A 25486-nucleotide genomic window follows, 5' to 3' on the forward strand; every position below is an offset into this window, starting at 1 on the left:
GGCGTGTCGCGGTACAAACACGGCCGCTCGCGGGAAGTGGGCCTAGCGCCAGGAGTAGCTGGCGCGGAGGCGGGCGGCGATGATCTCGAACTTCTCGCGCTCGAGGATCGCGCCTTCGCGGCGGATGCCTTCCTCCGGGACGTCGAGCACGCGGTCGAGGCGAACCCAGCTGGCGCGTCCCTCGTAGTCCCAGCTGCCCGATCCGATGCCCACCCAGTCGGGGTCGCCCTGGTGGCGGTCCTGGCTCGACAACATCAGCCCCAGCAAGGTGTTGCGATCGCGGCCGACGACCAGCACCGGGCGGTCCTGGCCGCGTGTCGGGTCGTCCTCGTAGACGACCCAGGTCCAGACGATCTCGCCCGGGTCGGCCTGGCCGTCCAGGTCAGGTGAGTAGACGATGCGACGGGCGCGGTGTGCGGTGGGGACGATGTTCTCGGTGACCGGGCGGCCGGCGGTGATGGCCGCCTGCTGCTCCGCCGGAACCGCGCCGAGCGCCGTCAGGCCCACTTCGATGCCGAACCGGATGCCCTGCTGAATGGTCCGGGACAGCCCGTCAGGCTGCTGCAAGGTGCGGATGAGCTTGGGCGCGTCGTTGAACACCAGTTGTTCCGCCAGACGCTGGAACGTCCTCCACTGCGACGCCATGCCATCGAGCATAGGGGAGTTTCCGGGCCGCGATTTAGTCGCCGGGGTCCTCGCTAGATACCCTGGTAGCCGCGCGTGATACGCGCAGACCCATCGTCACCAGGAGATTCCCATCAGCAGTTTCGCCGACAAGACGTTCACTGCGCCGGCGCAGATTCGGAACTTCTGCATCATCGCCCATATCGACCACGGCAAGTCCACCCTGGCCGACCGCATGCTGCAGCTCACCGGCGTCGTCGACGACCGGTCGATGCGCGCGCAGTACCTGGACCGCATGGACATCGAGCGTGAGCGCGGTATCACGATCAAGGCGCAGAACGTGCGCCTGCCGTGGAAAGTCGGCGACGAAGAGTTCGTCCTGCACCTGATCGACACCCCGGGCCACGTCGACTTCACCTACGAGGTGTCGCGCGCGCTGGAGGCCTGTGAGGGCGCCGTGCTGCTGGTCGACGCCGCGCAGGGCATCGAGGCGCAGACCCTGGCCAACCTGTACCTGGCGCTGGACCGCGGACTGACCATCATTCCGGTGCTCAACAAGATCGACCTGCCGGCCGCCGACCCGGACCGGTACGCGGGCGAGATCGCGCACATCATCGGCTGCGAGCCGACGGACGTGCTGCGGGTGTCGGGCAAGACCGGTGAGGGCGTGAAGGAACTGCTCGACGAGGTGGTCCGGCTGGTCCCCGCGCCGACCGGCGACCCGGATGCCCCCACCCGCGCGATGATCTTCGACTCGGTCTACGACATCTACCGCGGCGTGGTCACCTACGTCCGCGTGGTGGACGGCAAGATCGTCCCGCGCGAGAAGATCGCCATGATGTCCACCGGTGCCACCCACGAGCTGCTCGAGGTCGGCATCGTATCGCCGGAGCCCAAGGCGTCGGAGGGGCTGGGCGTCGGCGAGGTGGGTTACCTCATCACCGGTGTGAAGGACGTCCGCCAGTCCAAGGTCGGTGACACGGTGACGACGGCCCGCAAGGGCGCCACCGAGGCACTCACCGGGTACCGCGAACCGAAGCCGATGGTCTACTCGGGCCTGTACCCGGTGGACGGCTCGGACTATCCCAACCTGCGCGAGGCGCTCGACAAGCTTCAGCTCAACGACGCCGCGCTGACCTACGAGCCGGAAACCTCTGTGGCCCTTGGCTTCGGCTTCCGTTGTGGCTTCCTGGGTCTGCTCCACATGGAGATCACCCGCGAGCGCCTGGAGCGCGAGTTCAACCTCGATCTCATCTCGACCTCGCCCAACGTGGTGTACCGGGTGGAGAAGGAAGACAACACCGAGCTGATCGTCACCAACCCGTCGATCTGGCCCGAGGGCAAGGTCCGCGCCGTTCATGAGCCCATCGTGAAGACGACGGTGATCGCGCCCAGCGAGTTCATCGGCACCATCATGGAGCTGTGCCAGTCCCGCCGCGGCGAGCTGCAGGGCATGGATTATCTTTCGCCGGAACGTGTCGAATTGCGGTACATCATGCCGCTCGGCGAGATCATCTTCGACTTCTTCGACTCGCTGAAGTCACGCACCCGTGGCTACGCGTCGCTGGATTACGAAGAGGCCGGCGAGCAGGAAGCCGACCTGGTGAAGGTCGACATCCTGCTGCAGGGCGAGGCTGTCGACGCGTTCAGTGCCATCGTGCACAAGGACGGCGCGTCGGCCTACGGCAACAAGATGACGACCAAGCTCAAGGAGCTGATCCCGCGTCAGCAGTTCGAGGTGCCCGTGCAGGCTGCCATCGGCTCGAGAATCATTGCGCGCGAGAACATTCGGGCCATCCGCAAGGACGTGCTCTCCAAGTGCTACGGCGGTGACATCACCCGTAAGCGCAAGCTGCTCGAGAAGCAGAAGGAGGGCAAGAAGCGCATGAAAACCATTGGCCGGGTGGAGGTTCCGCAGGAAGCCTTCGTCGCCGCATTATCAACTGATGCTGCCGGAGACAAGCCCAAGAAGTAGGGATTTGTGCACGATTTTCCGCGCTGGCCGCGGAAAATCGTGCACAAATCGCTGAGCTACGCCGCGTGGTGCGGGCGCGCCGAGTGCTGGTGCGGGTGCAGCCCCGGAATCAGCATCGGCACCTCGGCGCGGTAGTTCCGGTACGAATCGCCGAGCCCGGCGACCAGATCGTGCTCCTCGAGCTGGATCGCGATCAGGATGTACCCGGTCGTGGCGAGCGCGAACATCAGGTGCCCCGCCGTCATCGTCGGGGTGGCCCAGAACGCCACGATGAAGCCGACCATGATCGGATGCCGGACCACGCGGTAGAACAGCGTGGTACGAAAAGCCAAGTCGCGGTAGGGCTCTCCGCGCCATGCCAGGTACACCTGCCGTAGCCCGAACAGATCGAAGTGGTTGATCATGAACGTCGACGTCAGCACGATCGCCCAGCCGGCCCAGAACAGCGTCAGCAGCACGTAGCGCCCGGCCGGCGCGGAGACGTGCCAGATGACCTGTGGCATGGTCCGCCACTGCCAGTAGAGCAGTCCCAGCAGCAGGCTCGACAGCAGGACGTAGGTGCTGCGTTCGACGGACGGCGGCACGATATGTGTCCACATCCGTTTGAACGCCGGCCGCGCCATCACACTGTGTTGCACCGCGAACAGGCCGAGCAGGATCAGGTTGACCACCACCACCGCCTCGCCGATCGATGCGGTGATGCCGTGGTCCACGGTGCGGGGCACCACGATGTTGCCCACGAAGCCGACGGCATAGAGGAACGAGGCCAGGAACACCGCGTAACACAGCGCGCCGTAACCAAATGTCAGATAGCGCTTCATTCTGTCCTCCGATTCTCGGAAATGTTCCGGTGACGCCGTCCGCACCGGTCGACTCGCACGCAGTGTCGGGGAAGCCCTAGGCGCGGCCTGGAGGTGGGAAACGATTGGGCTCAACGAGAGGGGAGGGGCCGGCAGACCGCCGGTCCGTGACGTCACACCCGGCGCCGCGGCCCCTGGTCACTCTTCCAATATATTCCTGGCCGGACATACGCGAAAACCCCCAGTTTTCCGCGGAAAACTGGGGGTTTTCGTGACTGCTCGTGCGGGTTAGGGCGAACCTTCCGCGATGCGGCGGACCGCGTCGATGAACACGTCGATCTCCTCGAACGTGTTGTAGAACGCGAACGACGGACGCACCGTCGCCTCGAGTCCCAGGCGCCGCAGGATGGGCTGGGCACAGTGATGCCCGGCCCGCACCGCGATGCCTTCGGCGTTGAGCGCCTTGCCCACCTCGAGTGGTTCGTGCCCGGCCAACACGAAGGACAGCACGCTGGCCTTCTCGTCGGCCGTGCCGACCAGCCGCACCCCCGGAACGGCCGCCAACCGCGGGGTGGCGTATTCCAGCAGAGCGTGCTCGTAGGCCGCAATCCGTTCGATGCCAATGCGTTCCACGTACCGGATGGCCTCACCGAGCCCGACGGCATCGGCGATGTTGCCGGTGCCGGCCTCGAACTTGTTCGGCGGCCCCTGGAACACCGAGCGCTCCAGCGTCACGTCGGCGATCATGTTGCCGCCACCCTGCCAGGGCGGGGTTTCGGCCAGCACGTCCTCGCGCCCGTACAACACCCCGATGCCCGTCGGCCCGAAGATCTTGTGCCCGGAGAACACGAAGAAATCCGCACCGAGTTCGGCGACGTCGATCGGGATGTGCGGGACGGACTGCGCACCGTCGATCAGCACCCGCGCCCCGTAACGGTGGCCCAGTTCGACGATCGTCTTGACCGGCGTCACCGTGCCCAGAGCATTCGAAACCTGCGTCGCCGCAACCAGTTTCGTCCGCGGACCGAGCAGGTCCTCGAACTCACCGAGCAGCAGGTTACCGGCATCGTCGACGGGTGCGACCTTGATGACCGCGCCCGTCTGCTTGGCGATCAGCTGCCACGGCACGATGTTGGCGTGGTGCTCCAGGTGGGTGATGACGATCTCGTCACCCGGGCCCAGGTGCTTGCCACCCCACGAGTGCGCCACCAGGTTGATGGCCTCGGTCGTGCCGCGAACGAAGATGATCTCTTCGGTCTTCGACGCGCCGAGGAACCGCCGGACCGCCTCGCGGGCATCCTCGTAGGCATCCGTGGCCCGCGCCGCCAGCTCATGCGCGGCCCGGTGGATGTTCGAGTTCTCGTGGGCGTAGAAGTACGCCAGCCGGTCGATGACCGACTGCGGCTTCTGCGTCGTCGCCGCGTTGTCGAACCAGATCAGCGGCTTGCCGTTGACCGTCTCCTTGAGGATCGGGAAATCGGCGCGGATCGCGTGGACGTCGAAGACCTCGTGGTCGTCCTGGATGGACGGCACCGGTTCGACAGGCTCGGGAGCAACGGCCGGAGACTGCAGGAAGTAGTAGTTCCCGGCATCCTCTGACGACGGCGCCGGCGCACCGCTCCAATTCAGCTGCGGCACCGTGGGGACGGCACCGGGCCACGTCGGAGCACTGCCGCGCGGAGCCGGGGGAGCCGACGGCGGAGCCGAAGCCAGTACCCCCGGCACCGTCGGGACCAGACCCGACGGCACCGCGAACGCCTCCAACCCGCCGAACGGTGCGACCGGGCTCACCGCGTTACCCCGCGGCGCGACCGGCGCCGTGCCCGGCGGAATCCCTTCCGGCCCAGGCGAAGTCGGGGCCGGCGCGAAAAGCTCCGGCACCGAGACGAACTCGCCCGGCGTGCCCGGGTGGGCCAGACCGGCCGCGGTGGCGGCCGCCGACGTCCCTGTGGTTGCATCCGGAGCCACCCCGCGCGGCGCCACCTGGGTGGTCACCGGCGGGCTGTCCGGACCGGGGCGAAGGCTGGTGGCGTAGATCTGGCTGGCCAGCGCCGAGAGTTGGGCTTCGCTCAGTGGCTGGTCTGGGCCTGGTCCCAAATCACTTGTACTCATGGAAGTGGTCCACTCCGACGTCCTCGAGGACCGCCAGCGCGTCGTCGGTGAGCACGGCCAGCGACGAGTACAGCGTGACCAGGTAGGACGCGATCGCCGACCGGTTGATGCCGGTGAAGCGCACCGACAGGCCCGGGGCCTGCTCGCCGACCAGGCCAGGCTGGAACAGGCCGACCACGCCCTGACGCTCCTCGCCCGTGCGGACCAGGATGAACTTGGTCTTCCCGTCCACGACCGGCACCTTGTCCGACGGGATGATCGGGATGCCACGCCAAGTGATGAACTGGGCGCCGAACAGGCTGACGACTGGTGGCGGCACGCCGCGACGGGTCGCTTCCCGGCCGAATGCCGCCACACCGAGCGGGTTGGTCAGGAAGAACGCGGGGGTCTTCCACACCTTGGTGATCAGCGAGTCGAGATCGTCGGGGGTCGGGGTGCCGCGCAGCGTCTGGATGGTCTGCTCGGGGGTGACCTGCGACAGCAACCCGTACTCCGGGTTGTTGATCAGCTCGGACTCCTGGCGTTCCTTGATGGTCTCGATGGTCAGCCGCAGCTGCTGGGCCACCTGGTCGTGCGGGCTGGAGTAGAGGTCCGACACCCGGGTGTGCACGTCGAGCAGCGTCGAGATGGAGCGCAGCGTGTACTCGCGCGGGCTGGTCTCGTAGTCGACGTAGGTCTCGGGCAGCGGATCCTCGGTGCCCGAACCCTGCTCGGCAGCGATGGCGACCTGTTCGGGGTTGACGACGCGGTTGACGCGGTAGATACCTGCCTCGACCGGCACCCAGCTCAGCAGATGCAGCAGGAATCGCGGCGTGATGGTCGACAGTTGCGGAACTGTCTTGGTGGCATTGGCTAGCTGCCTTGCGGCGAGATCGCCGAGGGCCTGCGATTCGTTCTGCGCAGACGTCATGGGGGCTACCTCCGACGGGTCGTGGTGGGGATGCGGCGGCCACGATACGGCTTTATGGGGGCCTCCACAGGGTTAGCGCGCAGCGTGGTTGAAAAGGATTTGCTGTGACGAATTCGGCCGTGGCTTTTCTGCGTGAGTGCCGTATGGTAGGCGGCGTGACCCACGACGGAGAACTGCGCATGCCCATGCGGCGCTGCTTCGTCGTGCCGTGTTGTTGTTGTTGATTTTCTGACGCCGGCCCTCTGCGTTCTGCCCGCCCATCTTCTGGCGGTGCACGTAAACGCGCTGTTCACAGCCTCCAGAAAGCAACACCGCAATGCCCTCCTCCTCTCTGCTCGCACCCACCCGCACTGCCGTCACGGTCCGCCGGACCGTGCGCCGGGACGCCGAGATCACCCGGATGACCCGCTACCGCGGCGGCACCTATTCGCCGACCGTCGACACCGTGGTGTTCACCGACGGGACGACGGCGCGCACCGACCTGATCCGGCTCAACCCGAACATCGATGCGTACTCGCTGGACTTCCTCGGCGTGGCCCCCACCCGGCCGTCGCAGTACCGGCCCGCGAACTGGTCGGCGGTCCCCAACGTGGCGGCGCGCGCCTTCGAGGCCGAGGTCGACTGGATCATCCGCAACTCGTACCCCACGCTGGGCACCGTCGAGTTGAGCCGCCGGGTACGTGGAGCGGGCCACCTGAGCGGTGACGCGCACCTGGCCGAGCACGAGGCCATCGCCGCGACGCAGGCTGCGATCTGGCATTTCACCAACGGCCTGCGCCTGGACAACCGTCCCCTCAACGTGCCGGTCGCGGTCACCACGGAACCAGGTGCCATCACCTTCGAGTTCGACGGCGAGCCCCAATTGGGCAGCTACACGGTCGAACTGACGAGTGACGCCGCCGTCTCGCTGGTGCTGCAGAAATCGGTCGACGGGACGTCGTGGCGCGATGTCGCCGCGTCGGGCCTCAACGTCGCGGCCGGTTACGGGCGCCACCGCCGGGGCATCAGCGTCGGGGCCACCGCGTCGGACAGCCGTCCGGGCCGCCAGCACCGCGGGTACCGCTTCTACCGGCTGCAGGTGATCGCCGACAGCGGGGCCTTCGTCGACATCGAAGGCGTGAGCTTCACCCTCGATGGATCCGGCAACTACCGCAACGCCGAACGTGTTGTCGCGCTGTACAACCACCTCGTCGCCGGTGCCGAGGCGGCGCGGAGCCTGACGGTGGTGCCGCGGCTCATCGCCGACCGCGCGGTGGTCGGTGACGTCGTCGGTCCGTTCCGGTTCGAGGCCACCGACGCGGCCGCGCTCACCGCAGTCGGCGGAACGCTCGTCGACGCGGCGGGGCAGCCGATCACCACCCCCGTGGTCCCGGGCAGCGACATCTACCTGCGTCCGCTGTCAGGTGCCCGTCGGGTGACCGTCACCGCGAGTGTGCCTGCGGCACAGAATGGTTTCGGCGGCCGCGTCATCACCGGGGTGGCGCACGACAGCAGCCTGACGCCCGTCGCCCTCGCGGTGCCGACGCCGACCGTGATCGACATCGAGCTCACCTTCTAGCCGCGGGATTTGTGCACGTTTTTCCGCGGCCACCGCGGTGTGGTGTCTCGGGACATCGCTGACACTTATGTCTCGGGACATCGCTGACAGTCATGATGGCGGTTTGGGTGCGCGGGTGCGGTAGGTTCGCGTGGATTTGTCGCCGGGGCCTTGCCCCCATGTAGTGGACACGGGATTTGTGGTTACGCGGCTACTGGCAGCGTAGCCGGTGTTAGGGTCCTTTCGTAGGTCGCAGGGCTGGAATAGCGGCACCGGGAGTGCCGTCGTTTGGTGTTGTAGCGAGCCAGCCAGCGGAACACTTCGCGGCGGCAGGTAGCAGCGTCGGGCCAGTGGCTGCGGTCCTGCAGGATCTCGCGTTTGAGGGCGGCGTTGAACGATTCGGCCAGCGCGTTATCGGCACTTGACCCGACGCCACCCATAGACTGGGTGACCTCCAAGTCACGGCAGAGGTTCGCGAAATCCCTTGAGGTGTACTGACTTCCGTGATCTGTGTGGAACACTGCACCGGTCAGGGAGCCGCGCAGCGCCGCAGCGGCTTTGAGGGCATCTTCGACCAGTTCGGTGCGCATGTGCTCGGCGATCGCCCACCCCGCCACCCGTCCGGAGAAGCAGTCGATCACGGTCGCCAGATACAGATTCGAACCGCTTGCCAATGGCAGGTAGGTGATGTCGCCGACGTACTTGACGTTGGGTGCCGCGGCGGTGAAGTCCCGGTTGAGCAGGTCCGGGACTTTCTGTTTGGCCGGATCCGGCGTGGTGGTCTTCACCCGTCGCCGGCGGCGGTAGCCGGCGATCCCGGCACTGCGCATGACCCGGGCCACCCGCTTGTGGTTGACCCGCTCACCGTCGGGTGCACCGTCGTTGAGTTCAGCGGTGATCCGCGGCGCCCCGTAGGTGTTGTCCTCATCGTGCACGGTGCGGATACGCGCGGCCAGCGCCTTGTCAGCGGCCTGGCGGGCGGCGCGTCCGTCGGCAGCGGCCAACCAGGCGTAGAACGATGAACGCGCAACCTCGACGACTGCGCACAGCCACTTCACCTCGAAGGTGTGCAGGTGGTCGGCGACGAACTGGAAGCGGCTCACCAGTTCGTCTCCCCGGCGAAATACTTGGCCGCCGACCGCAGAATGTCACGCTCGGTAGACAACCGAGCCTCCGTGGCGCGTAACGCCTTGTTCTCGGCCCGTAGCCGGGCCAGCTCCTGCTCTGGGGTCTCAACGCCGGGGCTCGGCTGTGCTGCTGCGGTGGGGTTGCGGTGCCTGATCGGCACCCCGGCGGCTTTGCACCACGCTGAGAGCGTCACACCGGAGATGCCGAGTTCGTCGGCGATCTGCGTGATCGTGGCGCCCTCGGTGTCTCGGTACAGCGCTACCGCGTCCCGTTTGAACTCGTCAGGGTAATTTTTCCTTGCCATCGTGGTGGATCATCTCGCTTCCCCCGCCAACCTTGCGGGATTCAGCGTGTCCAACACACGGGGTCAAGTCCCCCGGGCTGGTAGCGGCGGGTTGGGTCGGCGGTGAGTTCGCGGATCACGGTGGTGCCGCTGAAGATGGCGATGTGATCGCCGTCGCGGACGCAGTCGCATTGGTGCCCAGCCCAATACCGGCCGACGTTGACGACGTAGGGCGGCACGAACACCCTTCCCGTTGTGTCGTTGACGATGCCGGTGGTGACAAACACCGGGCCGGCAGCGGCCGGTCGACGGGGCGTGCCGGTGCTGTGGCAGCGAAAACCTCTGCGGGAGTGGCTCCACCGAGCGCACGGTGTGGTCGTTGGTGGTTGTAGAAGGCCCGGAACACCTCGAGCAGATCGCCTAGTGTCCTGCGCCGGGAATTCGTTGAAGATATGAACCGAGTCGTTCGAAGATCTCGTCGGCGGTCTTCGTCCAGTTGAACGGGCGGGGGTTGTCGTTCCAGTCTGCGATCCACTCGCGAATGTCCTTCTCGAGGGCCTGAATTGAGCGGTGAACGCCGCGGCGCAGTTTCTGGTCGGTGAGTAACCCGAACCACCGCTCGACCTGGTTGAGCCACGACGAGTAGGTCGGGGTGAAGTGCATGTGGAATCGGGGATGGGCGGCAAGCCATTTGGTTACTGTCGGCGATTTGTGCGTCGAGTAGTTGTCGCAGATCAGATGGACGTCCAGGTCAGCGGGCACGGTGTTGTCCAACTTGGTCAAGAACTTCTTGAACTCGATCGCGCGGTGCCGGCGGTGAATCGAGCCGTAGACCTCGCCGGTGGCCACATCCAGGGCGGCGAACAAGGTGGTGATTCCGTGCCGCACGTAGTCATGGGTGCGGCGCTCGGGCATGCCGGGCATCATCGGCAGCACCGGCGCGCTGCGATCCAAGGCCTGGATCTGCGATTTTTCATCGACGCAGAGCACCAGTGCCTTCTCCGGCGGGTCCAGATACAACCCCACGACGTCACGGACCTTGTCGACGAACTGCGGGTCGTTGCTGATCTTGAAGGTGTCCACCTGATGCGGCTTGAGGCCGAACGACTTCCAGATCCGTCCGACCGTTGACTTCGACAACCCGGTCTCAGCCGCCATCGAAGACCGCGACCAGTGCGTGGCGCCTTTGGGTTGACGCTCCAACGTGGCCACGATCAGCTGCTCGACCGCCTCGTCGGTGATCTTGCGCGGCGCACCAGGACGCGGCTCATCGGCCAGACCCTCCAGTCGCGCCTCCAGGAACCGTCCACGCCATTTGCCGACCGTTTGCGGCCACACACCTTCATCAGCGGCGACTTCCTTGTTGGATTTCCCTGCCGCGCAACCCAACACGATCCGACAACGTTGGGCCAACGCCTGCGAGGACTTCGATCGACGGGCCCACCGCTGCAACGTCTCACGTTCGTCGTCGGTCAACACCAACTCGACTACCGGCCTACCCCTGGTTCCCACCCGCCAATTCTACAATTAATCAACTAATTTACGGCGCAGGACACTAGATCAGCGACGCTGTCGGGGGCGGGATGGGCGCGGAGCCACTTTTTGAGGGTCTGCCAGAACCGCTCAATCTTGCCGCACGTCTGCGGGTGATAGGGGGCGGAGTTGATCGTTCTCACCCCCAGGGCACGCAGGTTCGCCTCGAATGCCGACTCGAATCCGCGCGACCGCCCGGTGTACATCAATCCGTTGTCGGTCAACGACATTGATGGAATGCCGCACTCGCCGATGCCGGCGAGCATCACCGACCACACCAACGCCCCGGTGCCCGAACCCGCTGCGGCGGCCAACCCGACCAGATAGCGGGAATGGTCATCAAGGCTGCCCGCGATCGCTACCGGTGTGCCGTCCGCTAATGCCCATTCGGTCCAGTCGGACTGCCAACACCCATTCGGGCGGTCGAAGACAAACCGTTTGGTCGCCGACTTGGGCCGTTTACGGGGCTGCGGGGTGATCGCACCGTGACGGGCCAGGATTCGCCAGATCGTGGCCGGTGCAGGCACATCAGGATGGCCGTCACGTTGTAGTGTCCAGTGGATCGACTGCGCGCCGTGATCACGGCCGGCCTCCAGCAGCTCTTTGCGGCGGCGCAGCACCAGCTCCTCGACCGCGGCCGCGGTCTGCCCGGGACACGAGACCGGTCGTCGTGACCGCTCTTCGAGCCCGGCTAGCCCACGCTGCCCGAACCGCTTGCGCCACTTGTAGAACGTCTGCCGACTGATCTGCTGATCCCGGCAGAACGCCGCCACATTCTCAACCTGCCCGGCCAACGCCGTCGCGGCACGAATATCCATCGCCGTCACCTTCTGGGCCATGAACCACGATGGGTCCACAACCTCACTCAGGTGTCAGCGATGTCCCGAGACATCCATGTGTCAGCGATGTCCCGAAACAGAACACCGCGGCCACCGCGGAAAAACGTGCACAAATCGCTCACTACATCGGCGCGTTGGCGGGCTGGAACACCCCGCTGCTGTCGGCTTCCTCTTCGGCGCGGATGACGTGCACGACGGCGTTGATCAACGCCAGGTGGGTGAACGCCTGCGGGAAGTTGCCCAGGTGCCGACCCGTGCGCGGCTCGATCTCCTCGGCGTACAGGTGCAGCGGGCTGGCGAACGACAGGAGTTTCTCGCACAGGTGCCGGGCCCGGCTCACCTCGCCGATCTCGACCAGTGCCGACACCAGCCAGAACGAGCAAATGGTGAAAGTGCCTTCCTCGCCGGACAATCCGTCGTCGGTCTCCTCGGTGCGGTAGCGCAGCACCAGGCCTTCCTCGGTGAGCTCCTCGGCGATGGCCATCACCGTCGCGCGCACCCGGGGGTCGTCGGCCGGCAGGAACCGGGTGAGGATCGCCAGTAGCAGTGAGGCATCGAGCGCGTCGTCGCCGTACCGCTGGGTCAGCACACCGCGCTTGTCGACACCGTGGGCCAGGACGTCGGCCTTGATCTCGTCGGCGATCGCACGCCACTGCTGCGCGTACGACTTTTCCCCTTGCAGCTCAGCGAGTTTCGAGCCGCGATCCAATGCCACCCAGCACATGATCTTGCTGGAGGTGAAGTGCTGCGGCTCGCCGCGCACCTCCCAGATGCCGCGGTCGGGTTCCTTCCAGTGCTTGATCGCTTCTTCCACTTGGTTTTTCAGCACCGGCCACAGCATCTCGGGAATCTGCTCACGGGATTTGGCGTGCAGGTACACCGAATCGAGCATGGTGCCCCAGATGTCGTGCTGCATCTGGTTGTAAGCGCCGTTGCCGATCCGGACCGGCCGCGAGTAGTCGTAGCCGGACAGGTGGTGCAGTTCTTCCTCGACAAGGCTGCGTTCGCCGCCGACGCCGTACATCACCTGAAGGGGATGTCGCTCACCGTTGTTGGCGCCGGACACGTCGGCGATGAACGAGAAGAAGTCGTCGGCCTCACGGTCCAGTCCCAGGGTGTACAGACCCCACAGTGCGAACGTGGAGTCCCGGATCCACGAGTACCGATAATCCCAATTCCGTTCGCCATGAGGGGTTTCCGGCAGCGACGTGGTGCTCGCGGCCAGCAGCGCACCGGTCGGGGAGTACGTCAGGCCCTTCAGCGTCAGCGCGCTGCGCTGCAGATACGACCGCCACGGGTGGTCCGGGAAGTCGCCGACGTTGATCCACTGCCGCCAGGCCTCGCTGGTCTTCCACATCTTGTCGGAGGCCTCGTCGAAGGTCTGCGGCGACGGGTGCTTGGACCACGACAGCGCGACGAAAACCTTGTCGCCCTCGGTCAGCCGCGTCCGGGCCCGCGCTTCGTGGCCCTCCAGGCCGATCCGCAGGTTCGTGGTCAGCCGCAGGGTCGGGTGCGCCTCCGGGTTCTTGCCGGCCCGCGCGATCGCCTCGCCGTAGGCCGCGGCCGAGTACTCCCACGTCGCGCTCTCGCGGTGGTAATCGAACGACGGCTCGCAGCTCATGACGAACTCGACGGTGCCGCTGACGCAGCGGACGGTGCGCAGCAGGATGTGCTCGGCGTCCCAGTCCATCGGGGTGCGACGGTGTGTGCGCGAACGGGTCTCGATGTCGTGCCACGGCCCCATCACGAGGGCGTCGCGCACGATGGCCCAGCCCGTGTGCGTCTGCCAGGTGGTCTCCAGGATCAACGAGCCCGGAAGGTACCGCCGCGCCGACGGCACCGTCACCCCGTAGGGCGCCAGGCGGAAGTGGCCGGCACCGCGGTCCAGGATCGAGCCGAAGACGCTGGGGGAGTCCGGTCGCGGCACGCACATCCACTCGACGGAGCCCGCGGACGAGATCAGGCAGGTGTTCTCGCAGTCGGACAGGAAGGCGTAATCCGCGATCGGCGGAAACGGCGTGCGGACCGCGGTCGAGATCGCACCGCCGGTCAGTGAATCGTCGCCCGCTGCGGCGAGGTGAGGAATCCCGTGGCCGTTCGCCAGGATGTGGCCTGGGTCGCTGGATTGGCCCGACTTGTCCGTTTGTGGCAGCACCATTCGCACATCATCGACTGCATCTACGGTTGCCGTCCACCGAAAGCCCTGACGGGGCCTGCCGGATTCGACCCAGCGCGATTCGAAAGGGCACACACCGTAGGCTGAGAATCGATGAACGGCATTCTGAATTGGTGGGACGGCGTCGAACTGTGGCTGTCCGGTCTGTCGTTCGTGGTGCAGACGATCATCGTGATGCCCGTGGTGCTGGCACTCGCATATGGCCTGGCAGTGCTGCTCGACGTGGCGCTGGGCTACTCCATCACGCTGCTGCACCGGGCCCGCCACGTCGAGGAGGACGCACTGTGAACGGACTGCCGCAGTCACGGGTGACGCTGATCCTGGTGCTGCTGGTGGTGCTCGTCATCGTCACGTGGCTGCTGACTCGCTGAGCAGTGGCTACGAGCCGGCCTCTGATATTCTTCCGGCCATGTACGCAGCGTCCGGCACAACCGAGGGCCACATCCTGGCCCTCATTGCCGTGGGTACCCGCGCTGTTGCTGACGTCGCCTGTTGTCGCTGACCCCGTTTCCGTCCGCGGTTTCCGGGATCGGCGTCGGCTTCTGCTATGCCCACGTGCTGATCGATCACCTTGCCGTGTGACGGGTAGTCCATCCGTAAACCAGCAAGGAAGGCCCATCAATGCACAAGATCATCAAGAACTGGCGGCCCGCCACCGCGGTCGCTGCCGTCGTGGCCAGCACCACGGTGCTCGCCGCTTGCGGTGGCGGAGCGAGTGACGTCGCCGGCGGTGGCGGTGCACAGTCGGGTGCCAACACCACCCTGACCCTGGTGGCCTACGCCGTGCCGGAGCCCGGCTGGAGCAAGATCATCCCGGCATTCGCCGCCACCCCTGAGGGCAAGGGTGTCGCTGTGACCACGTCGTACGGTGCCTCCGGTGATCAGTCGCGCAAGGTCGAGTCCGGTGCCCCCGCCGACATCGTCAACTTCTCGGTGGAGCCCGACGTCACCCGCCTGGTGAAGGCCGGCAAGGTCAGCAAGGACTGGAACGCCGACGCCACGAAGGGCATCCCGTTCGGTTCGGTGGTGTCGCTGGTCGTGCGCAAGGGCAACCCCAAGGGCATCAAGGACTGGGACGACCTGCTCAAGCCGGGCGTCGAGGTCGTCACGCCCAGTCCGCTGAGCTCGGGTTCGGCCAAGTGGAACCTGCTGGCGCCTTACGCCGTGAAGAGCAACGGCGGCAAGGACGCCCAGGCCGGCATCGACTTCGTGCGGCAGCTGGTCGTCGAGCACATCAAGACCCGTCCGGGTTCGGGCCGGGAAGCCACCGACCTCTTCCTGCACGGCACCGGTGACGTGCTGATCAGCTACGAGAACGAAGCCATCAACGTCGAGCGGCAGGGCAAGGACGTCGAGCACATCAACCCGCCGCAGACCTTCAAGATCGAGAACCCGGTGGCTGTCGTGACGTCGGGCCCGCACCAGGACAAGGCCAACGCGCTGAAGAACTTCCTCTACACCGCGGACGGCCAGAAGCTGTGGGCGCAGGCCGGGTTCCGTCCGGTCGATCCGGCCGTGACCGCCGAGTTCGCCAAGGACTTCCCGACCCCGGAGAAGCTGTGGACCATCGCTGACCTCGGTGGATGGAAGACCGTCGATCCCGCGTTGTTCGACAAGGAGAACGGCAGCATCACCAAGATCTACAAGCAGGCCACTGGATGACATCCGCAACCACGTTTGACGGCACCCCGGCCCGGCCCGAGTCCACCAGCAACGGTGGCTCGACCGGGCCGGGGTCCGGCGTACGGCACGCATTCGGCACCACGTCGTTGCGCGTGGGGGCGGCGAGCATCTGGCTCTCCGTCATCGTGCTGCTGCCGCTCGCCGCGATCCTGGTCCAATCCGCTCGCGGCGGCTGGGGTTACTTCTGGTCCGCGGTCACATCGAATTCGGCCATCGCGTCGTTTCGCGTGACGCTCGAGGTCTCGGCGGCCGTCGCGCTCATCAACCTGGTCTTCGGGCTGTTGGTGGCGTGGGTGCTGACCCGGGACGACTTCGTCGGCAAGCGACTGGTGGACGCCGTCATCGACCTGCCGTTCGCGCTGCCGACCATCGTGGCCAGCCTCGTGATGCTGGCGCTGTACGGTCCGGCCAGCCCGGTGAATCTGCATCTGCAGCACACCAAGTGGGGCATCGGCGTCGCGCTGCTGTTCGTCACGCTGCCGTTCGTGGTGCGGTCGGTGCAGCCGGTGCTGCTCGAACTCGACCAGGAGACCGAAGAGGCCGCCGCGTCGCTCGGCGCCAACAACTTCGTCATCTTCACCAAGGTCGTACTGCCGGCGCTACTGCCGTCCCTGCTGTCGGGAGCCGGCCTGGCCTTCTCCCGCGCCATCGGTGAATTCGGTTCGGTGGTGCTGATCGGCGGCGCGGTGCCTGGCGAGACCGAGGTGTCGTCGCAGTGGATCCGCACCCTGATCGAGAACGACGACCGTACCGGCGCGGCCGCGATCTCGATTGTGCTGCTGGTGATTTCGTTCCTGGTGCTGTTCGTGTTGCGGGTCATCGGATCGCGGGCGGCCAAGCGTGAGGAGCTGGCGCCATGACTCTCTCGCCACTGGTCCGCTACCTGGCCCGGTACGTGGCGCTGGCCTACATCACCGTGCTCGTCATCGTGCCCGTCGGCCTGATCCTGTGGCGCACGTTCCAGCCCGGCCTGGGGGAGTTCTTCGCCCAGATCACCACGCCGGCAGCCATTTCCGCGCTGCAGCTGTCGCTGCTCGTCGTCGCCATCGTGGTGCCGCTCAACGTGCTGTTCGGCGTCCCGACCGCACTCGTGTTGGCCCGCAACCGGTTCCGCGGCAAGAGCGTGCTGCAAGCGGTGATCGACCTGCCGTTCGCGGTGTCGCCCGTCGTCGTCGGTGTGGCCCTGATCCTGCTGTGGGGCTCGGCCGGCCTGCTCGGCTTCGTCGAGAACAGCTGGGGCCTCAAGATCATCTTCGGCTTCCCCGGCATCGTGCTCGCCAGCATCTTCGTCACGGTTCCGTTCGTGATCCGCGAGGTCGAACCGGTGCTGCATGAACTGGGCACCGACCAGGAAGAGGCGGCCTCCACCCTCGGCGCGCAGTGGTGGCAGACGTTCTGGCGTATCACGCTGCCGTCCATCCGCTGGGGCCTGACCTACGGCATCGTGCTGACCGTCGCCCGCACGCTGGGGGAGTACGGCGCCGTCATCATGGTGTCCTCCAATCTGCCCGGCCAGTCCCAGACCCTCACCCTGCTGGTCTCGGACCGGTACAGCCGCGGCGCCGAATACGGCGCCTATGCCGTGTCGACTCTGTTGATGGCGGTCGCGGTGATCGTGCTGATCGTGCAGGTAATCCTCGACGCCCGGCGTGTCCGGGCGGCACAATAGCTTTTCGATAGGAAGAACCGATCATGAGTGACGAGCAGAAGCAGGGCAGCACTCCCGCCATCACGGTGCGTGGTGCCAACAAGCGGTACGGCGACTTCGCGGCCCTCGACAACGTCGACTTCGACGTGCCCGAGGGCTCGCTGACCGCGCTGCTGGGCCCCAGTGGGTCGGGCAAGTCCACGCTGTTGCGGGCCATCGCCGGCCTCGACACCCCGGACACCGGCACCATCACCATCAAGGGCAACGACGTCACCGGGGTGCCGCCGCAGCGCCGCGGCATCGGGTTCGTCTTCCAGCACTACGCGGCGTTCAAGCACCTGACCGTGCGCGAGAACGTCGCGTTCGGCCTGAAGATCCGCAAGAAGCCGAAGGCGGAGATCCAGGAGAAGGTCGACAGCCTGCTCGAGGTCGTGGGCCTCAGCGGCTTCCAGACGCGCTACCCCAGCCAGTTGTCGGGCGGCCAGCGTCAGCGCATGGCGCTGGCCCGGGCCCTCGCGGTCGATCCCCAGGTGCTGCTGCTCGACGAGCCGTTCGGCGCCCTCGACGCCAAGGTGCGTGACGACCTGCGCAGCTGGCTGCGCCGTCTGCACGACGAGGTGCACGTGACCACGGTGCTCGTCACGCACGACCAGGCCGAGGCGCTCGACGTCGCCGACCGGATCGCGGTGCTGAACAAGGGCCGCATCGAGCAGGTCGGGTCCCCGACCGAGGTCTACGACAGCCCGGCCAACCCGTTCGTGATGTCGTTCCTCGGCGCCGTGTCGACCATCAACGGCACGCTGGTGCGCCCGCACGACATCCGCGTGGGCCGCAACCCCGACATGGCGATCTCGCAGGCCGACGACGACGTCGCGGCCACCGGCGTACTCCGCGCCAAGGTCGACCGCGTCGTCGTCCTCGGCTTCGAGGTTCGCGTCGAGCTGACGACCGCAGCGGACCACACGCCGTTCACGGCCCAGATCACGCGCGGTGACGCCGAGGCGTTGCAGCTCATCGAGGGCGACACCGTGTACGTCCGGGCCACCCGCATCCCGCCGATCGCGGGGCAGACGCAAGAAGTCGAGGCGGTCCTCGCCGGGGCCTGAGCCACCAGGGATCACGCACTGCGGCCGCGCAACCAGACTGGTTGCGCGGCCGCAGTGTTTTGCGTGTTGACCCGGTGGCCGGGTGCGTCAGATGTACATCGCGGGGTCGATGTAGGTTGTCGGGTCGACGGCGGGTTCGCGCTGTTTCTCGGTGCGCGGGCGCACGATCGCTGGAATGCCGGTGGCGATGGAGTCCGCCGGAACATCGTGTGTCACAACGGCATTCGCGCCGATGGCCGAGTCGTCGCCGACGAGGATGGGGCCGAGCACCTTGGCGCCGGCGCCGACGGTCACGCGGTTGCCGATTGTCGGGTGGCGCTTGCCCTTGTTGAGGCTGCGGCCGCCGAGGGTCACGCCGTGGTAGACCATGACGTCGTCGCCGATCTCGGTGGTCTCGCCGATCACCACGCCCATGCCGTGGTCGATGAAGAACCGCCGCCCGATGGTCGCACCCGGGTGAATCTCGATGCCGGTGAGGAACCGCGTCACCTGAGCCAGCACGCGGGCCGGCCCACGCCCGGCCGGCCGGGCCCACAGCCGGTGGGCCAGGCGGTGCGACCAGATGGCGTGCAGGCCGGAGTACACCAGGGCGTTCTCGAAGTCCCCGCGTCCCGCCGGGTCGTGGCTGCGCGCGTTGTCCAGGTCCTCGCGGAGGGTCGAAAGAGCCCCGGCGAACAGCGTCATTTTTGTTTCTTTTCCCGTCGCTTCGCTCGCCCCGGTCAGTCCCGGATGTGCTCGTACAGCGCCGTGGAGACGTACCGCTCGCCGAAGTCGGGGATGACCACCACGATGAGCTTGCCGTCGTTCTCGGGACGCTTGGCGAGCTGCAGGGCCGCCCACACGTTGGCGCCCGCCGAGATGCCGCCGAGGATGCCCTCCTGGGTGCCCAGCTGCCGCGCCACCTCGATGGCGTCCGGGAAGGAGACGTCGATGATCTCGTCGTACACGTCGCGGTCCAGCACCTCGGGGATGAAGTTGGCGCCGATGCCCTGAATTTTGTGCGGCCCGGCCTGGCCGCCGGTGAGGATGGGGGAGTCGACCGGTTCGACGCCGACGATCTTCACATCGGGCTTGCGGGACTTGAGGACGTGCCCGACGCCCGTGAGGGTGCCGCCCGTGCCGATACCTGCGACGAAGATGTCGACCGCACCGTCGGTGTCGGCCCAGACCTCCTCGGCCGTGGTCTTCTCGTGGATCGCCGGGTTGGCCGGGTTGGCGAACTGATCGGCAGCGACGGAGTTCGGGGTCTCGGCGAGAATCTGCTTGGCCTTGGCGACAGCGCCGGCCATGCCTTCGGCACCCGGGGTCAGCACGATCTCGGCGCCATACGCGCGCAGCATCACGCGTCGTTCGAGGGACATCGTCTCCGGCATGGTCAGGATGACCTTGTAGCCACGGGCCGCACCCACCAGCGCCAGCGCGATGCCCGTGTTGCCGCTCGTGGCCTCCACGATGGTGCCACCGGGCTTGAGTTCACCGGACTGCTCGGCGGCGTCGACGATCGCCACACCGATGCGGTCCTTCACGCTGTTCGCCGGGTTGTAGAACTCCAGCTTCGCGACGACCTGCGCGCCGGCGCCATCGGTCAACCGGTTGAGCCGGACCAGCGGCGTGCGCCCGACCAATTCGGTGACATTGGCGTAGATCTTGCCCATCGGTGACCTCTCGTCGGCGCTAGCTTGGTGAAATTGTGGTGCCCGCGCAGGCACCTGCCGAATCTGCTGAATGGCAGGTGTCCCGTCAAGGGTTTCATTCATCACAAAATCTATCTGTTTGCGACAACGCGCGAGCCCGGGGTGGGTATTTCACACCTCGATGCGGGAGCCCAGGATCACCGTGCGGTCGAGGGGCAGCCGGAAGTAGGCCGCGGCATCTGACGTGATGTAGGACGTGCCGATGAAAAGCCTTGTCCGCCATGGGGCCATCGATGGTTCCTTGCCCATCACCAGATCGACTTTGGACAGGAAGTAGGTCGCACCGGCCAGATCCAGTGGACCTTCGGTGCGAGCCGAGTCGAGCAGCGCCAGCGCGGCGGGCACGTCGGGCCGGTCCATGTATCCGTAGGTGGCCGTGACGTGGATGATGCCGTCGTCGCGGTAGCCCAGATCGTCGACCGCCAAGCGGGCGCCGTCGGCGACCCTCGGCACCGTCGCGGTCTCGAGCGACAGCACCACGACGTGCTCGTGCAGCATGCGGTTGTACTTCACGTTGGCGCGCATGGCCAGCGGTGCGGTCTCGATGCCGCGGTTGAGGAACACCGCGGTGCCCGGCACCCGCGTCAACGGCGGATCGCTGGTGACGATCGATTCCACGAACTGCCGCAGCGGGCCTTCGACCGCGTCACGGGCCCGCGTCACCACCGCGCGGCCGTCCTGCCACGTCGTCATCACCGTGAACGCGATCAACCCGATCAGCAATGGCAGCCAGGCGCCGTGGACCAGCTTGGTGAGGTTGGCGGCGAGGAACAACAGGTCCACGGTGAGCAGCGGGACCCCGATCGTGATCACGGACCACAGGGGCCAGTTCCACCTGGCACGGGCGATGTTGAGGAACAGCAGCGTGGTGATGGTCATGGTCCCGGTGACCGCCATGCCGTACGCGTAGCCCAGCGCCGCGGAGCTGCGGAAGGCGAAGACCAGGGTCAGCACCGCGATCAGGAGCATGCTGTTGATCCACGGCACGTAGATCTGGCCCATCGTGGACGCCGACGTGTGCAGGATCCGCAGCCGCGGCAGATAACCGAGGTGTGCGGCCTGGGCGGCGACGGAGAACGCCCCGGTGATGACGGCTTGCGACGCGATCACGGTTGCCGCGGTGGCGAGCAGGACCATCGGCAGCCGGCCCCATTCGGGCGTCAGCAGGAAGAACGGGGCATCGTGGACGTTCGGGTTCTGCAGCAGCAGCGCGCCTTGCCCGAAGTAGCTCAACATGCAGGCCGGGAACACCAGCAGCAGCCAGGCGACGGTGATCGGTTTGCGGCCGAAATGCCCCATGTCGGCGTACAGGGCCTCGGCGCCCGTCACCGACAGCACCACGGCGGCCAGCGCGAAGAACGCGATGTGGAAATGCCCGGCCATGAAGCCCAGCGCGTACAGCGGATTCAGGGCGCGCAGGATCTCGGGCTCCCTGATGATGCCGCCGACGCCGCAGGCGCCGATCACCGTGAACCACACGATCATCACCGGACCGAAGAACTTGCCGACGACCGCGGTGCCGCGGTGCTGCACGCTGAACAACGCGATGATGATCACCGCGGTGATGGGCACCACCCAGTCCGCAAGGCCCGGGTCGATGGTTTTCGAGCCTTCGACGGCCGACAGCACCGAGATGGCCGGGGTGATCATCGAGTCGCCGAAAAACAGTGCGGCACCGAGGATTCCGAGCGCGGCGAGGAAGGCCGCGGTGCGCCTGCCGAGCTTGTTCGACGACTGCTTCACCAGGGTGATCAGCGCCATGACGCCGCCCTCGCCGTCGTTGTCGGCGCGCATCACCAAGCTGACGTAGGTGATGGTGACGATCAGCATCACCGACCAGAACACCAGGGAGACGACGCCATAGATGTTGTCGTGGCTGATCGGCACCGGATGCGGGTCATCGGGGTTGAACAGCGTCTGCATCGTGTAGATCGGGCTGGTGCCGATGTCGCCGAACACGACGCCCAGTGCGCTGATGGCCAGGCCCGCTCCCAGCCCCTTCCGACCGGTGTCGGGGTGTGTGCCCACGCGCGGCGTCTCCTTCGTCCGGATCGTTGACCAACCGTCCGGATCGTAGGCGACGTAGCCGTGCAGTGTTGTCAGGTTCGGACTGCGCCCGACGGCGGGTTGCGCCGGTTGACGCGTCGGCACACCAGCAGCACCGTCGCCGGCAGCGCCATCATCGACAGCAGTTGCAGCAGCTCAGACATCGGCGATCCCGAAAATTCGCATGAGGCCGAGTCAACCGGCGCCGTCGGTGCAATTCCACGATCTATACGCAATCCATACGGCGCCGGCCGCGGTCTTGCCGGGATTCAGACGAGTTACGCGGCGCGTGGAATCGCGGCGACCTCGTCGAAGCGGTCCAGTACGGTCTCGGCGACGAGCCGGTGTGCGCCCAGCGGCTGGGCCATGGCGAGGTGTTGTGCCGCAGCGAATTCGGCGACGCGATCGGTGATCGTGCCGTGGGCCAGGAACCAGGGCGCGATGACCAGACGCGTCGCACCCTGATCCCGCAACAGCTCGGCGGCTCGGGCCAGGTTGGCGTGCGGGCCGGTGGCGAACGCCGTCGTGGCGTGCCAGTGGGTGCCCGCGGCGAGCCCGGGGGCCACGGTGGCGGTGCGTGCGTTGGCGGCCGCCGACGACGACCCGACAGCCGTCACCAGGACGCCGACGCTCGAGTCCAGCCGGGACACCCCGCAGTGCGTCAGCCGCTGGCTCAGCACGTGGATCAGCCGATCGTCCTCGCCGAGCACGGCCGCTTGCCGGACCGCCGGACCGGCGTCGGCGATCATCGCGGGGATGTCGACGCGCGCGTGATAGGCGTCGGCCAGCAGCAGTGGCACCACGACGCCGTCGGCTGGGGAGTCGGCCAGCACGTCCCGCAGATTCGGCGAATTCTGTTCGCAGAACGCCACTTTGACGTCGACGTCGCGCCGTAGGGCGGCCACGGTGCGGGCCACCTCACGGGCGTTCGCCGCAGACCGCGGATCGGCACTGCCGTGCGCGGTGAGGATCAGTTGCACGGGTTCCTTCCCGTCGCTGCGCTCGCCCAGGGCGAACTCAGGACGCGTGCAGACCGCACTCGGTCTTGGCCAGACCGGCCCAGCGACCACTGCGGGGATCGGCGCCCTCGGCCGGCTTCTGGGTGCACGGTGCGCAGCCGATGGACGGATAGCCCTCGTCCACAAGCGGATTCACCAGAATGCCGTTGGCTTCGATGTACGCCTGCATGTCGTCATCGCTCCACGCGGCGATGGGGTTGATCTTCACCAGACCGAACGCCTCGTCGAAACTGATCAGCGGCGCGTTGGCGCGCGTCGGCGCCTCGACACGGCGGATGCCCGTCACCCACGCCGAGTAGCCCTTGAGTGCCTTGGACAGCGGCTGCACCTTGCGCAGGTTGCAGCACTGCGCCGCATCACGCGCGAACAGGTCCTTGCCGAGAAGCTGGTCCTGCTCGGCGACGGTGTGCTCGGGCGTCACGTTCACCACGTGCACGCCGTAGACGGCCTCGACGGCGTCCCGGGTGCCGATGGTCTCGGCGAAGTGGTAGCCGGTGTCCAGGAACAGGACATCGACGCCGGGACGGACCTTCGCGGCCATCTCGACGAGCACAGCGTCCTGCATGTTGGACGCCACGACATACCGGCCGGCGAAGTTCTCGTCGACCCAGCGCAGCAGTTCCTCGGCGCCGGCGTCGGCCAGTTCGGCAGCGCCGCGCTCGGCGAGTTCCCGTAGGTCAGTTTCCGATACGTCTGTCATGTCAGCGGTCACCTCAAGTCAGCTTCGTCGGCCCGAACGGCCCACTGGGCAAAACGCTCTCCGGCCTCGCGTTGTTTCACGAAGTTGCGCACGACACGGTCGATGTAGTCACCGAGCTCGGTGGCCAGCACCTTGTGCTGACGCAGCTTGCGCCCGAAACCGCTGTCCAGGCCCAGGCTGCCGCCCAGGTGCACCTGGAAGCCCTCCTCGGGATCGTTGCCGTCGTCGATCATCTGGCCCTTGAAGCCGATGTCGGCGATCTGGATACGGGCGCACGAGTTCGGGCAGCCGTTGAGATTGATCGTGACCGGCACGTCGAGCTGCGAGTTCAGGTCGGCGAGCCGCTGCTCGAGCTCGGGCACCAGCGACTGCGCCCGGACCCGGGTCTCGGCGAACGACAGCTTGCAGTACTCGATACCGGTGCAGGCCATCAGGTTCTTGCGCCAGTGCGACGGCCGGGTCTGCAGGCCAAGCGCGTCCAGGCCGGCGATCAGTTCCTCGACCTTGTCGTCGGGCACGTCGAGGATGATCAGCTTCTGGTACGGGGTGAGGCGGATCCGGTCGGAGCCGGCGGCCTCGGCCAGGTCGGCGACCTTGGTCAGGATGGTGCCCGACGAGCGGCCGGCGATGGCCGCGACACCGACGGCGTTCAGGCCGTTCTTCAGCTTCTGCACGCCGACGTGGTCGATGGTGTGCGGCACCTGCTCGGGCGCCGGGCCGTCGATGAGCTTGCGGCCGAGGTATTCGGTCTCGAGAACTTCGCGGAACTTCTCCACGCCCCAGTCCTTGATCAGGAACTTAAGGCGGGCCTTGGAGCGCAGACGGCGGTAGCCGTAGTCGCGGAAGACCTTGGTGATGCCCTCCCAGACTTCGGGCACCTCCGCCAGCGGCACCCACGCGCCGAGGCGCTGGGCCAGCATCGGGTTGGTGGACAGGCCGCCGCCGACCCAGACGTCCAGGCCGGGGCCGTGCTCGGGGTGGTTGACGCCGATGAAGGCGATGTCGTTGATCTCGTGCGCGACGTCCTGCAGACCCGAGATGGCGGTCTTGTACTTGCGCGGCAGGTTCGAGAACTCCGGGTTGCCGACGTAGCGGCGCACGATCTCGTCGACGGCCCAGCTCGGGTCGAGCACCTCGGTGAGGGACTCACCGGACAGTGGGCCACCGAGCACGACGCGCGGGCAGTCGCCGCACGCCTCGGTCGTCTGCAGACCGACCGATTCGAGGCGACGCCAGATCTCCGGCACGTCCTCGACGCGGATCCAGTGGTACTGGATGTTCTCGCGGTCGGTGATGTCGGCGCTGTCGCGGGCGAACTCGACCGAGATTTCGCCGATGGTCCGCAGCGCGGCGCTGGTCAGGGCGCCGCCGTCGCAGCGCACCCGCATCATGAAGTAGGGCGCCTCGAGAAGGTCGGCGTTGTCGTCGCCGGTGTAGGTGCCGTCGTAGCCCTGCTCGCGCTGCGTGTACAGACCCATCCAGCGGTAGCGTCCGCGCAGATCGTCCTTGCTGATCGACTCGAAGCCCTGCTTGGAGTGGACGTCGATGATGCGCTGCCGCACGTTGAGGGCGTCGTCCTCCTGCTTGAACACCTCGTTGGGGTTCAGCGGTTCACGGTTGCCCAGCGCCCACTGGCCTTCGTCGCGGGTCTTGGCGGGTTTTGCTGTTGTCAC

General features: G+C 66.7%; 23 protein-coding genes. 8 read left to right on the top strand and 15 right to left on the bottom strand.

Features of this window, described 5'->3' with window-relative positions; translation table 11 throughout:
- Positions 1 to 42 precede the first annotated feature (42 nt).
- Positions 43 to 657: a type II toxin-antitoxin system PemK/MazF family toxin gene (locus ACZ5IQ_RS08725; protein WP_212812278.1), complete on the bottom strand. Its 615-nt coding sequence runs from the start codon at positions 655 to 657 to the stop codon at positions 43 to 45.
- Positions 658 to 751: 94 nt separating this feature from the next.
- Here ACZ5IQ_RS08725 and lepA point away from each other — a divergent pair, with 94 nt between their 5' ends.
- Positions 752 to 2599, top strand: coding sequence for a translation elongation factor 4 (gene lepA, locus ACZ5IQ_RS08730; protein WP_464481449.1), 1848 nt, complete (start codon positions 752 to 754; stop codon positions 2597 to 2599).
- A gap of 56 nt (positions 2600 to 2655) precedes the next feature.
- Here lepA and mddA read toward each other — a convergent pair whose 3' ends face one another.
- From mddA to ACZ5IQ_RS08745, 3 genes are all read right to left on the bottom strand, one after another.
- Positions 2656 to 3420, bottom strand: coding sequence for a methanethiol S-methyltransferase (mddA, locus tag ACZ5IQ_RS08735; protein ID WP_464481136.1), 765 nt, complete (start codon positions 3418 to 3420; stop codon positions 2656 to 2658).
- 267 nt (positions 3421 to 3687) lie between these two features.
- Entirely contained in the window at positions 3688 to 5511 is a 1824-nt protein-coding gene (locus ACZ5IQ_RS08740; protein ID WP_464481137.1) for a family 2A encapsulin nanocompartment cargo protein cysteine desulfurase, read from the bottom strand.
- The gene (locus ACZ5IQ_RS08745; protein WP_064860926.1) at positions 5498 to 6421 is read right to left on the bottom strand and encodes a family 2A encapsulin nanocompartment shell protein; all 924 of its coding nucleotides are present in this window, start codon (positions 6419 to 6421) and stop codon (positions 5498 to 5500) included. The genes ACZ5IQ_RS08740 and ACZ5IQ_RS08745 overlap by 14 nt, the downstream gene beginning before the upstream one ends.
- Before the next feature lie 316 nt (positions 6422 to 6737).
- On the opposite strand from ACZ5IQ_RS08745, the gene ACZ5IQ_RS08750 reads away from it, so the two are divergent.
- Positions 6738 to 7979: a thioester domain-containing protein gene (locus tag ACZ5IQ_RS08750; protein WP_464481138.1), complete on the top strand. Its 1242-nt coding sequence runs from the start codon at positions 6738 to 6740 to the stop codon at positions 7977 to 7979.
- A 182-nt stretch (positions 7980 to 8161) separates the two neighbouring features.
- Here ACZ5IQ_RS08750 and ACZ5IQ_RS08755 read toward each other — a convergent pair.
- The 5 genes from ACZ5IQ_RS08755 to ACZ5IQ_RS08775 all read right to left on the bottom strand — a co-directional run bounded on the left by ACZ5IQ_RS08755 (position 8162) and on the right by ACZ5IQ_RS08775 (position 13899).
- Positions 8162 to 9390, bottom strand: a protein-coding gene (locus tag ACZ5IQ_RS08755; RefSeq protein WP_109557065.1) for an IS3 family transposase whose coding sequence is annotated in 2 segments (ribosomal slippage) — positions 8162 to 9078 and positions 9078 to 9390 — 1230 coding nt in all. Because the reading frame shifts where the segments join, the coding sequence is not laid out codon by codon here.
- A 41-nt stretch (positions 9391 to 9431) separates the two neighbouring features.
- Positions 9432 to 9656, bottom strand: a complete 225-nt coding sequence (locus ACZ5IQ_RS08760; protein ID WP_464481139.1) for a hypothetical protein — start codon at positions 9654 to 9656, stop codon at positions 9432 to 9434.
- A 133-nt stretch (positions 9657 to 9789) separates the two neighbouring features.
- Positions 9790 to 10881: an IS630 family transposase gene (locus tag ACZ5IQ_RS08765; protein WP_036429724.1), complete on the bottom strand. Its 1092-nt coding sequence runs from the start codon at positions 10879 to 10881 to the stop codon at positions 9790 to 9792.
- 23 nt (positions 10882 to 10904) lie between these two features.
- On the bottom strand, positions 10905 to 11720 hold the full coding sequence (locus ACZ5IQ_RS08770) for a helix-turn-helix domain-containing protein (protein WP_234789629.1): 816 nt from the start codon (positions 11718 to 11720) through the stop codon (positions 10905 to 10907).
- A gap of 142 nt (positions 11721 to 11862) precedes the next feature.
- Positions 11863 to 13899, bottom strand: a complete 2037-nt coding sequence (locus ACZ5IQ_RS08775) for a glycoside hydrolase family 15 protein (protein WP_110767782.1) — start codon at positions 13897 to 13899, stop codon at positions 11863 to 11865.
- Positions 13900 to 14010: 111 nt separating this feature from the next.
- Between ACZ5IQ_RS08775 and ACZ5IQ_RS08780 the strand changes: the two genes are divergently transcribed.
- The 6 genes from ACZ5IQ_RS08780 (at position 14011) to ACZ5IQ_RS08805 (ending at position 18354) form a co-directional block, all read left to right on the top strand.
- On the top strand, positions 14011 to 14205 hold the full coding sequence (locus tag ACZ5IQ_RS08780; RefSeq protein WP_020102126.1) for a hypothetical protein: 195 nt from the start codon (positions 14011 to 14013) through the stop codon (positions 14203 to 14205).
- 121 nt (positions 14206 to 14326) lie between these two features.
- On the top strand, positions 14327 to 14419 hold the full coding sequence (locus ACZ5IQ_RS08785; RefSeq protein WP_353651654.1) for an Ms4533A family Cys-rich leader peptide: 93 nt from the start codon (positions 14327 to 14329) through the stop codon (positions 14417 to 14419).
- 119 nt (positions 14420 to 14538) lie between these two features.
- Positions 14539 to 15579, top strand: coding sequence for a sulfate ABC transporter substrate-binding protein (locus tag ACZ5IQ_RS08790; RefSeq protein ID WP_061006468.1), 1041 nt, complete (start codon positions 14539 to 14541; stop codon positions 15577 to 15579).
- Positions 15576 to 16460: a sulfate ABC transporter permease subunit CysT gene (cysT, locus tag ACZ5IQ_RS08795; RefSeq protein ID WP_346414399.1), complete on the top strand. Its 885-nt coding sequence runs from the start codon at positions 15576 to 15578 to the stop codon at positions 16458 to 16460. Before ACZ5IQ_RS08790 ends, cysT begins: the two co-directional genes overlap by 4 nt.
- Entirely contained in the window at positions 16457 to 17269 is an 813-nt protein-coding gene (cysW, locus tag ACZ5IQ_RS08800; protein WP_318985331.1) for a sulfate ABC transporter permease subunit CysW, read from the top strand. The genes cysT and cysW overlap by 4 nt, the downstream gene beginning before the upstream one ends.
- A gap of 23 nt (positions 17270 to 17292) precedes the next feature.
- A complete protein-coding gene (locus tag ACZ5IQ_RS08805) occupies positions 17293 to 18354 on the top strand; it encodes a sulfate/molybdate ABC transporter ATP-binding protein (RefSeq protein ID WP_318985330.1) in 1062 nt (353 codons plus the stop codon).
- A gap of 87 nt (positions 18355 to 18441) precedes the next feature.
- Here ACZ5IQ_RS08805 and epsC read toward each other — a convergent pair whose 3' ends face one another.
- From epsC to ACZ5IQ_RS08835, 6 genes are all read right to left on the bottom strand, one after another.
- Positions 18442 to 19038: a serine O-acetyltransferase EpsC gene (gene epsC, locus ACZ5IQ_RS08810; protein ID WP_318985329.1), complete on the bottom strand. Its 597-nt coding sequence runs from the start codon at positions 19036 to 19038 to the stop codon at positions 18442 to 18444.
- Between the two features lie 35 nt (positions 19039 to 19073).
- Positions 19074 to 20009, bottom strand: a complete 936-nt coding sequence (gene cysK, locus ACZ5IQ_RS08815; RefSeq protein ID WP_318985328.1) for a cysteine synthase A — start codon at positions 20007 to 20009, stop codon at positions 19074 to 19076.
- A 150-nt stretch (positions 20010 to 20159) separates the two neighbouring features.
- Positions 20160 to 22076 (bottom strand): potassium transporter Kup, encoded by a 1917-nt coding sequence (locus ACZ5IQ_RS08820; RefSeq protein WP_318985327.1) that lies wholly within the window; start codon positions 22074 to 22076, stop codon positions 20160 to 20162.
- A gap of 296 nt (positions 22077 to 22372) precedes the next feature.
- Positions 22373 to 23074, bottom strand: a complete 702-nt coding sequence (locus ACZ5IQ_RS08825; RefSeq protein WP_406804037.1) for a sirohydrochlorin chelatase — start codon at positions 23072 to 23074, stop codon at positions 22373 to 22375.
- Between the two features lie 37 nt (positions 23075 to 23111).
- Positions 23112 to 23813: a phosphoadenylyl-sulfate reductase gene (locus ACZ5IQ_RS08830; protein WP_318985326.1), complete on the bottom strand. Its 702-nt coding sequence runs from the start codon at positions 23811 to 23813 to the stop codon at positions 23112 to 23114.
- 8 nt (positions 23814 to 23821) lie between these two features.
- Positions 23822 to 25486, bottom strand: a complete 1665-nt coding sequence (locus ACZ5IQ_RS08835; RefSeq protein ID WP_464481140.1) for a nitrite/sulfite reductase — start codon at positions 25484 to 25486, stop codon at positions 23822 to 23824.

The sequence above is a fragment of the Mycobacterium toneyamaense genome (assembly GCF_055384815.1).